The sequence below is a fragment of the Rhodococcus sp. ARP2 genome, assembly GCF_001029585.1.
In the GTDB taxonomy this organism is placed as follows: Bacteria; Actinomycetota; Actinomycetes; order Mycobacteriales; family Mycobacteriaceae; genus Rhodococcus_F; species Rhodococcus_F erythropolis.
This window is the reverse complement of sequence record NZ_LEKE01000034.1, coordinates 1-10,789: the sequence shown is the minus strand read 5'-3', so window position 1 is coordinate 10,789 and position 10,789 is coordinate 1. Positions and strand designations below refer to the sequence as shown.

The 10,789-nt window shown below is 62.3% G+C and carries 9 protein-coding genes; 6 read left to right on the top strand and 3 right to left on the bottom strand.

All coding sequences use genetic code 11. From position 1 onward, the window contains the following. From ABX74_RS08555 to ABX74_RS08540, 4 genes are all read left to right on the top strand, one after another. The coding region (locus ABX74_RS08555; RefSeq protein WP_047888641.1) for an esterase/lipase family protein at positions 1-755 on the top strand (755 nt) is incomplete at its 5' end. A 5-nt stretch (positions 756-760) separates the two neighbouring features. Beyond that, entirely contained in the window at positions 761-1,651 is an 891-nt protein-coding gene (locus ABX74_RS08550; RefSeq protein ID WP_047888640.1) for an esterase/lipase family protein, read from the top strand. A 297-nt stretch (positions 1,652-1,948) separates the two neighbouring features. Then, the gene (locus ABX74_RS08545) at positions 1,949-4,492 is read left to right on the top strand and encodes an ATP-dependent Clp protease ATP-binding subunit (protein ID WP_003945604.1); all 2,544 of its coding nucleotides are present in this window, start codon (positions 1,949-1,951) and stop codon (positions 4,490-4,492) included. 77 nt (positions 4,493-4,569) lie between these two features. Further along, positions 4,570-5,049 (top strand): nucleoside deaminase, encoded by a 480-nt coding sequence (locus tag ABX74_RS08540; RefSeq protein ID WP_019746801.1) that lies wholly within the window; start codon positions 4,570-4,572, stop codon positions 5,047-5,049. A gap of 57 nt (positions 5,050-5,106) precedes the next feature. On the opposite strand, the gene fadD5 is transcribed toward ABX74_RS08540, so the two are convergent. The 3 genes from fadD5 to ABX74_RS08525 all read right to left on the bottom strand — a co-directional run bounded on the left by fadD5 (position 5,107) and on the right by ABX74_RS08525 (position 8,557). Further along, a complete protein-coding gene (fadD5, locus tag ABX74_RS08535; protein ID WP_030534800.1) occupies positions 5,107-6,696 on the bottom strand; it encodes a fatty-acid--CoA ligase FadD5 in 1,590 nt (529 codons plus the stop codon). A 95-nt stretch (positions 6,697-6,791) separates the two neighbouring features. Beyond that, positions 6,792-7,571, bottom strand: a complete 780-nt coding sequence (locus ABX74_RS08530; protein ID WP_019746803.1) for an enoyl-CoA hydratase — start codon at positions 7,569-7,571, stop codon at positions 6,792-6,794. Next, on the bottom strand, positions 7,568-8,557 hold the full coding sequence (locus ABX74_RS08525) for an NAD(P)H-dependent flavin oxidoreductase (RefSeq protein ID WP_019746804.1): 990 nt from the start codon (positions 8,555-8,557) through the stop codon (positions 7,568-7,570). The genes ABX74_RS08530 and ABX74_RS08525 overlap by 4 nt, the downstream gene beginning before the upstream one ends. A 338-nt stretch (positions 8,558-8,895) precedes the next feature. Between ABX74_RS08525 and ABX74_RS08520 the strand changes: the two genes are divergently transcribed. Both ABX74_RS08520 and ABX74_RS08515 read left to right on the top strand, forming a co-directional pair. Then, on the top strand, positions 8,896-10,119 hold the full coding sequence (locus ABX74_RS08520; protein ID WP_047888639.1) for a TetR/AcrR family transcriptional regulator: 1,224 nt from the start codon (positions 8,896-8,898) through the stop codon (positions 10,117-10,119). A 98-nt stretch (positions 10,120-10,217) separates the two neighbouring features. After that, positions 10,218-10,652: an OsmC family peroxiredoxin gene (locus tag ABX74_RS08515; RefSeq protein WP_047888638.1), complete on the top strand. Its 435-nt coding sequence runs from the start codon at positions 10,218-10,220 to the stop codon at positions 10,650-10,652. Positions 10,653-10,789: the final 137 nt, after the last annotated feature.

Sequence of the window (10,789 nt, the reverse complement as noted above, 5' to 3'; positions counted from 1 at the left end):
CCGAACATCCCAATCCGGTTGTGCTCGTTCACGGAACGGGTGGAAACAGGCAGACCAACTGGGCCACCTATGCGCCGTTGCTCGCCAACGAGGGCTACTGCGTCTTCGCGCTGACGTACGGCAACTTCCCCGAGCATCCGTGGCCGTTGTCGGCCATCGGTGGAATGCAGGAAATTCCTTCCAGCGCAGCACAATTGTCGAATTTCGTCGATCAAGTTCTGGGCGCTACGGGCGCAACGTCGGTGGATCTCGTCGGGCATTCGCAAGGCACGATCATCAACGGGTACTACGCGAAGTTCCTCGGCGGTGCCGACAAAGTGGACAACATCGTCTCGGTGGCATCGCTGTGGAAGGGAACCCTCGGAAACGAGCAGGCAAGTATCGGCCGCAGCCTTCGCGAACTCGGGGTATCCGAGGCGGCACAGGCAGGATTCCCGATCTGCAAGGCGTGCCTGAACATGGGGGCCGGTTCGGAGTTCATCGAAAATCTCCGTGCGGGAGGCGTTTACGCGCCGGGCGTTCACTACACGAACATCACGACGCGCTACGACGAACTGGTGCTGCCGTATACAAATGGGCTGGAGCCCGGGCCGAACGCAACCAACATCGTCGTCCAGGACGGTTGTGAGCAAGACATCTCCGATCACCTCGCCATCGCGGCATCGCTGCGCGCGGCGACTTTTGCTCTCAATGCACTCGATCCCGCGCATCAGCGGCCGGTACCGTGCAACTCGGTATTGCCCGTCGTGGGTTGATCAATATGTGGAGGCCTTCGGTGGGGATTCGAACATGCGTGGGTGCGCTCGCTCTGGCGGGGGCCGTGGCCGCGACAGCCGCACCTCTTGCGTCGGCGAACGAACCTCTTCCCGTTCCGTCCGGTTTCTTCAGTGGAATCGCCCTCGAAGCGACCAACCCGGGCGGATCGGCCCCTGGCACCAACGACTTCTCGTGCACGCCTTCCGCTGCTCATCCTGATCCAGTCGTCCTGGTGCACGGGACGGCGGCCAACCGTCAGACCAATTGGGGCGTACTCGCACCCGTACTGGCCAACGAGGGATACTGCGTTTTCGCGCTCACCTTCGGGAATCGAACGGACCAGCCGTGGCCGATTTCCGCAGCCGGCGGTCTCGCACCACTCGGAGACAGCGCAGGGCAGCTGTCGGACTTCGTCGATGACGTTCTCTCTGCGACGGGTGCCTCGAAGGTCGACCTGATCGGACACTCTCAGGGGACGACGGTCAGTGCGTACTACGCCAAGTTTCTCGGCGGCGACGCGAAGGTTTCCAAGATCGTCTCCATCGCTCCGTTGTGGGACGGCTCGGAGGTCGGGCCGCCGGAAGGCGTCGGGGGACCGGATTTCGACAACGCCACCTTCGTGACCGAACTGCGCGACGCGGGCGTCTACTCCGATGACGTCGAATACACCAACATCGTGACTCGGTTCGATCAGGTAGTCGTTCCGTACAGCAGCGGAATACTGGCCGCGTCGAACGCGTCGAACATAGTTGTTCAGGACGGTTGCGAGCAGGACCTGTCGGATCACATCGCGTTGGTGGCGTCGCAGCGAACGGCGACTCTGACGCTCAACGCGCTTGATCCGTCGAATCCGCGTGAGGTGCCGTGCACTCGGGTACTCCCGATATTCGGCTGATCAGGCGTCGAAAATCGCTGTTCGCTTCAGGCGTACAGGAACCGGGAAACGATTCCCTCAGCTGCGACGTTGTGAACGGTAAGCAGTCCGGCTTCCGCCGCCAATCGGGTGGAGGAGCAGCAGGTGGACTTCGCGCCCTCTAGAGTAATAAGTGGGGTCGTGCAACCTTTGTCGATTCGTGGACGTCAGTCCGCTGACCGGCGAGGCGATCAGTCTGTAGTGCCGGAGCGAAACGCGGCGACCAGGGACGAGACATCCGGTCTCGAACCTGCCCGCCGGAGAGTGTGAGGGAGAGCGATGTTCGAGAGGTTCACCGATCGCGCGCGGCGCGTTGTTGTCCTGGCTCAAGAAGAAGCCAGGATGCTCAACCACAACTACATCGGCACGGAGCACATCCTTCTCGGCCTCATTCACGAGGGCGAAGGTGTTGCAGCCAAGTCGTTGGAGTCGTTGGGTATCTCCCTCGAGGGAGTCCGCAGCCAGGTCGAGGAGATCATCGGCCAGGGCCAGCAGGCTCCGTCCGGTCACATCCCCTTCACACCGCGCGCCAAGAAAGTCCTCGAGCTGAGTCTGCGCGAAGCGCTGCAGCTCGGACACAACTACATCGGTACGGAGCACATTCTGCTCGGTCTCATCCGTGAGGGTGAGGGCGTAGCAGCCCAGGTTCTGGTCAAGCTCGGTGCCGATCTCAACCGTGTCCGCCAGCAGGTCATCCAGCTGCTGTCGGGCTACCAGGGCAAGGAGCCCACCGAAACCGGTGGCACCCGCGGAGAGGCCGGCACGCCGTCCACCTCGCTCGTGCTCGACCAGTTCGGTCGCAACCTGACGCAAGCTGCCCTCGAAGGCAAGCTGGACCCGGTCATCGGCCGCTCGAAGGAAATCGAGCGCGTCATGCAGGTTCTCTCGCGTCGTACCAAGAACAACCCGGTTCTCATCGGTGAACCCGGTGTCGGTAAGACCGCTGTGGTCGAGGGCCTGGCTCAGGCAATCGTCAACGGTGAGGTCCCCGAGACCCTCAAGGACAAGCAGCTGTACACGCTCGACCTCGGGTCGCTCGTGGCCGGCAGCCGTTACCGCGGTGACTTCGAAGAGCGCCTGAAGAAGGTTCTCAAGGAGATCAACACCCGCGGAGACATCATCCTGTTCATCGACGAGCTGCACACCCTCGTTGGTGCGGGCGCGGCCGAGGGCGCTATCGACGCGGCCTCCATCCTCAAGCCCAAGCTTGCCCGCGGTGAGCTGCAGACCATCGGTGCTACCACTCTCGACGAGTACCGCAAGTACATCGAGAAGGATGCCGCTCTCGAGCGTCGTTTCCAGCCCGTTCAGGTGGGCGAGCCGACCGTCGAGCACACCATCGAGATCCTCAAGGGTCTTCGTGACCGCTACGAGGCTCACCACCGTGTCTCCATCACGGACGGTGCTCTCGTGGCAGCGGCGACGCTGGCCGACCGCTACATCAACGACCGCTTCTTGCCGGACAAGGCGATCGACCTCATCGACGAGGCGGGCGCGCGAATGCGCATCCGTCGGATGACTGCACCGCCGGACCTGCGCGAATTCGACGATCGCATCGCCGACGCGCGTCGCGAGAAGGAGTCCGCGATCGACGCGCAGGACTTCGAGAAGGCTGCGAACCTGCGTGACAAGGAGAAGACCCTCGTTGCTCAGCGCGCTGAGCGTGAGAAGCAGTGGCGTGCGGGCGACCTGGACGTCATCGCCGAGGTCGACGACGAGCAGATCGCCGAGGTTCTGGGCAACTGGACCGGTATCCCCGTCTTCAAGCTCACCGAGGAGGAGACCACTCGTCTGCTCCGCATGGAAGAGGAACTGCACAAGCGGATCATCGGCCAGGAAGAGGCAGTCAAGTCCGTCTCGAAGGCGATCCGTCGTACGCGTGCAGGTCTGAAGGATCCCAAGCGTCCCTCGGGCTCGTTCATCTTCGCCGGCCCGTCCGGTGTCGGTAAGACGGAGCTCGCGAAGTCGCTCGCCAACTTCCTGTTCGGCGACGACGACGCTCTGATCCAGATCGACATGGGCGAGTTCCACGACCGCTTCACCGCTTCGCGTCTGTTCGGTGCCCCTCCCGGGTACGTCGGATACGAAGAGGGTGGCCAGCTCACCGAGAAGGTGCGCCGCAAGCCGTTCAGCGTTGTGCTGTTCGACGAGATCGAGAAGGCACACCAGGAGATCTACAACACCCTCCTGCAGGTGCTCGAGGACGGCCGTCTCACCGACGGTCAGGGACGTACCGTCGACTTCAAGAACACGGTGCTGATCTTCACGTCCAACCTCGGTACGTCGGACATCTCCAAGGCAGTCGGCCTGGGCTTCAGCTCGGGAACGGGCACGGAGTCGAACTACGAGCGCATGAAGCTCAAGGTTCACGACGAGCTGAAGAAGCACTTCCGTCCCGAGTTCTTGAACCGTATCGACGACATCGTCGTCTTCCATCAGCTCACGAACGAGCAGATCGTTCAGATGGTCGACCTGATGCTCGCTCGCGTCGAGGCGGCACTCAAGAACAAGGACATGGCCATGGAGGTCACCGACAAGGCCAAGTCGCTTCTGGCCAAGCGCGGATTCGATCCGGTACTGGGTGCACGACCGCTGCGTCGCACCATCCAGCGCGAGATCGAGGACCAGATGTCCGAGAAGATCCTCTTCGGAGAGATCGGACCCGGCCACATCGTGCTCGTCGACGTCGAGAACTGGGACGGCGAAGGCTCGGGCGAGGACGCGAAGTTCACGTTCACGCCCACCAAGAAGCCGATCGACGTGCCGGACGCACCGCCGATCGAGCTGACCAAGGCCGGCGAAAGCGAAAGCGCAGCAGAGTAGTACAGCAGAGTAATTAACGAACGGGCGGCACCTCACCGGTGCCGCCCGTTTCGTGTATCACGGGAGAGGGCGTACACATGAACGACATCGAACTGGGTCACCTGCGTCGTTGCGTCGAATTGGCAACGGAAGCATTGGATGCCGGCGACGAACCTTTCGGTTCCGTCCTGGCAGCGGCCGACGGAACATTTCTGGCGGAAGATCGAAACAGGATCGCGGGCGGCGACAACACCCGCCACCCCGAGTTCGAGCTGGCTCGGTGGGCGGCTCAGTATCTGACGCCGGAAGAGCGTTCGACGGCAACGGTATTCACCTCGGGAGAGCACTGCGCGATGTGTTCGGCTGCGCACGCATGGGTGGGCCTCGGACGTATCGTCTACATCTGCTCTTCGGCTCAACTCGGCGACTGGCTCGCGGAGTGGGGTGCGGCCCCGGCGCCGGTGAAGTCTCTGTCCGTCAACGAGGTTGCGCCGAACGTCCCGGTCGAAGGTCCGGTGCCGGAGTTGGTTCCGTTGGTGCGAGAACTGCATCGGAAGTTGCATTCGCAGAGTGCTTGAAAGGCACAGGTTAACGGGCGGCACCTCGGTGGAGGTGCCGCCCGTTTGCGTGTGGAGTCAGGAAACTGCGTCGACCGCTCGGACCTTCTCTCGCAGTTCGCCCTTGACGACCTTGCCGCTTGCATTGCGCGGCAGAGCTTCCACGACGACGATGTCCTTCGGGTGCTTGTAGCGCGCGAGACGATCATTGAGGAAGCTGCTCAGTTCCTCGATGGTCAAGTCCACGGCTGAACCTGGCGCCATCGCGACGATCGCTACCGGCACCTCACCCCACTTGGCGTCGGGGCGACCGACGACGGCCGCTTCGACGATCAATTCGTGTTCGTAGAGAACGTTTTCCACCTCGGCGCAGTAGATGTTCTCTCCGCCGGAGATGATCATGTCCTTCTTGCGATCGACGACGTAGACAAAGCCTTCGTCGTCGACTCGAACGAGATCGCCGGAGTGGAACCATCCACCGTGGAAGGCGTCAGCGGTGGCGGTGGGGTTGTTCCAGTACTCGCTCATCATCGTGGGCCCGCGGTAGACGATTTCACCGATTTCACCGGGCGCCACGTCGTCCATGTTCTCGTCGACGACCCTGGCCGAAATGGTCGGGATGACCCGACCGACGGATCCGAGCTTGCGAATCGCATCCTCACCGTCGAGAACGCAAGTGATGGGCGACATCTCGGTCTGACCGAAGACTGCGACATTGAATGCGTCCGGGAAGGTTTCGGCCATTGCCCGCAGGATGGTATCGGACGATGGTGCGGCGCCCCACGAGATGTTCTTCAGCGACAGTGCTCGAGGTTGCGCCTTCTGCACTGCGCACACGGCCTGCCATTGCACGGGCACGAGGAACAAGCTGGTGACCTTCTCGGCTTCGAGAATGTCGAGTAGTTGACCAGGGTCGAATGCGCCGACCGGATGGATCACCGTGGTCGTGCCGAGTTGCAGGCTCGGCGCGATGGAACCGAGGGCCGCGATGTGGAACATGGGCGACGCGCAGAAGCCGATGGAATCGGCATTGAACAGATGGAAGGCCCTGATACAGGTCAATGCTTGCGAAGACAGGTTGGAGTGGGAGAGCACCGAACCCTTGGGGCGACCGGTGGTTCCCGAGGTGTACATGATGAGTGCAGGAGTGTCGTCCGGGATGTCGACGAACGCGTGCGGCTCGCCCGCCTCGCTGATCAGGTCCTCGTAGTTCAGGCTGTCACCCTCGGCGGGGGCGCCTACGGTGATGGAGATGTCGATACCCTCTGACGCGGCACGCGCCGCTCCGGCCAGTGGAGCCAATGGTCCCTCGGCGACAATGACTTTGGAGCCGGAGTCGTTGACCAGGTACGCGATCTCGGGTGGCGTGAGACGGAAGTTCACCGGAACAGCTATCGCGCCCAATGCGTTGGTCGCGAGCACGATCTCGAGGTATTCGGGGCGATTGAGCATCAGGATGAGCACGCGGTCGCCGAAGCTGACGCCGCGTCGGGCTAGAGCGTCTGCCAGCTTCTCGACGCGTGCGTCGAGGGTGCTCCAGGTGATGGAATCGCCCAAGAATCGCAGCGCGGTGCGATCGGGAATCATCTGCGCATGCCTGGCGATCTGATTGTTCCAGTTGGTGCGGCGTGAACGCTGCGCCTCGGAGACTGCATCGGTGGAGGCCATCGATGGGTTCCTCTCATGCGTGGGTGATTGTGTGACTCAGGCTACAGTGAGCCGTCGATTCTCACAGTGGTTTTGTTAACGAAAATTCGCAATGACTACTTGAAGTGCGGTGCGCGCTTCTGCAGCATCGCCATCGCGCCTTCTTTGAAGTCGTCGCCGGTGAGAAGTTCTGCCTGACCGGTATTTTCGAGCTCCAACGCGGCATCGAGGCGGTCCAGCGTCGCCGCATTGAGTGCGCGCTTGGTGAGTTCGAGTGCGCGTCGGGGAGCCTTCGACGTGCGATCGACGACCGAGTCGACGAGTGCGTCGAACGCGTCGTCTGCGACGGTGCGGGACACGAGCCCGAAACGCTCTGCGTCCTCGGCGGAAACCCGCTCGCCCAGCAACGCCATCTCGGCCGCTCTGGCACGTCCGATCGCTGCCGGCACCAGCGCACTGGCGCCGCCGTCGGGCATCAGGCCGATGTTGACGAACGAGAGGAGGAAATAGGCGCTCGATGCTGCGTACGTCAGGTCAGCGGCCAGGGCGATGGACACTCCGACGCCGGCTGCCGGGCCGTTGACCGCGGCGATCACCGGGACCGGGGCGCTGGTGATGGCGCGAATCAGAGAAGTCGCGGCATCCATGACAACTTTCGGGTCTGCGGGGTTGAGGGCCGCTGCCGCAAGATCGGCTCCGGTGCAGAACGCTCGACCGGATCCGGTGATCACGATGGTACGAACTCTCGGGTCTGCGCCGCCCTCTCTGACGGCGGCTGCGAAAGCAGTCATCGTGGGTAGATCGATCGCGTTCATCCGCTTCGGGCGGTCGAAGGTCAATCGCAGTACACCGTCGGTGATTTCGGAGCGAAAGCCCGTCTCGGCGGTGGCGGTCATGCCGCGCTCACAGCGGTGACGAATCCGGAAAGCCGTGAGGTGATGAGGTGTTCGGCCTCCGAGACCATGCGGTCGATCATGTCGGCGACGGTCGGGATGTCGTTGATCAACCCTTGGCTTTGCCCGGCGGACCAGATGCCTGCATCGAGATCGCCGTCTTCGAAGACCTTGCGCCCGCGTGCCCCGGCGACCAGATGCTGGATGTCGCTGAACTGCGCGTCGCCGCGCGCCTCGATGTCGACGACTTCGGCGCTGATCGCATTCGCTGCTACGCGTGCGGTGTTGTGTAGAGTCCGGAAAATCAGCTTGGTGTCACGCTCGGTGTTGGCGACTATCTGCTCTTTAACCGATTGTGCTACAGGAGATTCCACGGTGCACATGAATCGAGTTCCCATGTTGACGCCGTCTGCTCCGAGCGCAAGCGCCGCGACGAGTCCGCGGGAATCTGCGATTCCGCCTGACGCGATCACCGGAATCGTGAGTTGCTGCGTGGCCGCCGGAATCAGAATCAGCCCTGGTATGTCGTCTTCACCTGGGTGTCCGGCGCATTCGAAGCCGTCGATGCTGACGGCGTCGACGCCCAGTCTCTCGGCCTTGACCGCGTGACGAACTGCAGTGCACTTGTGGATCACCTTCACTCCCGCGTCCTTGAAATGCGGAAGATGATCGATCGGATTGGAACCGGCCGTCTCGACGATCTTGATCCCGGATTCGATGATCGCCTGGCGATATTCGGCGTACGGCGGCGGCGTGATCGACGGCAGAATCGTGAGATTGACGCCGAACGGCTTGTCGGTGAGATCGCGGGTCCGAGCAATTTCCTTGACGAGATCTTCCGGAGTGGGTTGGGTAAGGCCGGTCAGGAACCCCAGGGCACCGGAATTTGCCGTGGCCGCAACAAGTTCTGCGCGTCCTACCCACATCATGCCGCCCTGCACGATCGGATGGTCTACGCCGAACATCTCGGTGAAGCGAGTGCGAATCATCTGCTCACAACTACTTTCTTACGATCGGTCAATCGGCATCGAACCCTATTGCAGGCGAATAAAAATCCTGTGCTGCATGGAACGAGCCCGCCAGCGGACTGCGTGCAAGTTTGTGCGAATCATCACTAACATAACACCGGTGTGAGAGCGGGTGTCAAGACTCTTTTTCCGGAATCCGTCCGCCGTGACAGCCGCGTTGTAGGGTTTCGGGTGAAGCCATACCGGGCGCGAATTGCGACCTTCGCGACGGTTAACATGGTCCGTTCGGACTCGCGCCCGTAGAAGTGCGGTGCAGCGGACGAAGGCAGTGGACGAAAGCAACGGAAGTGGAGGGTCAGGTGCCCGGACAGACACGCGTCTCCGTGAGCGGCAGTGGCTCTGCACCACGAACGCGTCCGAAGAATCGGAAGGCCCAAATCGCGGCCGCTGCCGCGGAGGCATTCAGTGAACGTGGCTACCACGCGGTCGGCATCGACGAGATCGCAGCGAAGGTCGGAATCTCCGGGCCGGCCCTCTATCGTCATTTCCCCACGAAATACGCGCTGTTCGTCTACACCGTGAACAACCTGACCCAGGCGTTGCTGGATGCCAGCGATCCCGCGGTACACGGAAACGACGATCCACGCGAGCAGTTGAACTCCACCATGGTGGGGGTCATCCGCGCGACGATCGAGAATCGGCGTAGGGGAGGGCTCTACCGTTGGGAGGGCCGGTACCTGGTCGACGAGGATCGTGAGCAATTGCGGGAGGGAATGCGCACGCTCAATCTTCGGATTGCCGAGCCGTTGGCCGCAGTGCGCCCGGAACTGGACCCGGCCGACGTCGAGCTGATCGCACCGGCTGTGCTCAGCGTGATCGCCAGTATCACCGGTCATCGATCGGCGTTGTCCGCCAAGCAGATCGAATCGTTGATTCTCGCAGCTTGTTGGTCGGTCATCGGCGTCGAGTTGCCCGTTGGTGCGAAGGGCGGCGGCAAGAAACAGGCGCCCGAACGCAAACCCGGCCTTGCCCGGACGTCGAAACGTGAAGTGCTGCTTCAGGAAGCCGTATTGCTGTTCTATCAGCGCGGCTATCACGACGTGAGTATCGAGGAGATCGGCGCCGCAGCGGGTATCAACGCGTCGAGCGTGTACCGGCACTTCGCGAGCAAGGCCGATTTACTCGCCGCGGCTTTCCACCGGGCGTCCGATCGCCTGACGATCACGTTGGGTTCGGCGTTGGCGGAGTCGGAGACACCACTCGCGGCCGTAGAGACATTGGCAAAGATGTACGTCGAGGTCTCGTTCGGCAGAAGCGAACTGTTGGCAGTCTATTTCGCCGAGATCGGCAGCTTGCCGGACCGGTCGCGGACCGAGTTGCGGAACATCCAGCGGCTCAACGTGGAGGAGTGGGCGCACTTGTGCGTCGAAGCGCGGCCGGAGTTGACGATCGTCCAAGCGCGGTTCCTCGTCCACGCGGCGCTTGGTCTGGTGTTCGACATCGGCAGGATCGTGCACTTTTCCTCGGAGAACTCCGCGCAGGCGCGCGTCGAGAAATTGCTGACCGCGACTCTCCTCGGATAGAGCAGTCCGAAACAGTAGGTGTGACTTCACGTATCGCGGGTAGGTTCGTGATCGCAAGGCGTTCACCGAATCATGTGAAGACGGAAGTAGGGACAGCAATGCCAACTCGTACCGCACGCACCGCCTGGAACGGCACCCTCGAAGCCGGGTCGGGACAGGTCGAACTCACCAGCTCGGGTGTCGCGACCTTCGATGTGTCGTTCCCCAAGCGCGCAGCTGAGGAAGCCGGCGGAACCACCAGCCCCGAAGAACTGATCGCCGCGGCACATTCGTCCTGCTACGCGATGCAGTTGTCGGCACTGGTCGCCGAGGCCGGCGGAACCCCGCAGAGCCTCGACATCACCGCAGACGTGTCGCTGGGCCCCGACACGGTCGGCTTCAAGCTCACCGGAATCAAGCTCACCGTTCGCGCCGAGGTCGACGGCCTCGACGCCGACGGTTTTGCCAAGGTTGCCCAGGCGGCCAAGGAAACGTGCCCGATCAGCAAGGCACTGACCGGCGTCGACATCACGTTGGATGCGGCACTGGACTGATCACCTCGTGCTCGGGCGCCCCCTGCGGCGCCCGAGTGCGGTTGTGTGTGACGACCAGGTAGCTTGCGAACAATATCGGGAGCACCCACAGATCCGAGGGATCACGAAAGACCACGATCGGCAAGAGCTCGCCGCGG

Coding starts and splice junctions, on each gene's coding strand:
- ABX74_RS08550 (WP_047888640.1), top strand. CDS start 761: ATGTGGAGGCCTTCGGTGGGGATTCGAACATGCGTGGGTGCGCTCGCT.
- ABX74_RS08545 (WP_003945604.1), top strand. CDS start 1,949: ATGTTCGAGAGGTTCACCGATCGCGCGCGGCGCGTTGTTGTCCTGGCT.
- ABX74_RS08540 (WP_019746801.1), top strand. CDS start 4,570: ATGAACGACATCGAACTGGGTCACCTGCGTCGTTGCGTCGAATTGGCA.
- fadD5 (WP_030534800.1), bottom strand. CDS start 6,696: ATGGCCTCCACCGATGCAGTCTCCGAGGCGCAGCGTTCACGCCGCACC.
- ABX74_RS08530 (WP_019746803.1), bottom strand. CDS start 7,571: ATGACCGCCACCGCCGAGACGGGCTTTCGCTCCGAAATCACCGACGGT.
- ABX74_RS08525 (WP_019746804.1), bottom strand. CDS start 8,557: ATGATTCGCACTCGCTTCACCGAGATGTTCGGCGTAGACCATCCGATC.
- ABX74_RS08515 (WP_047888638.1), top strand. CDS start 10,218: ATGCCAACTCGTACCGCACGCACCGCCTGGAACGGCACCCTCGAAGCC.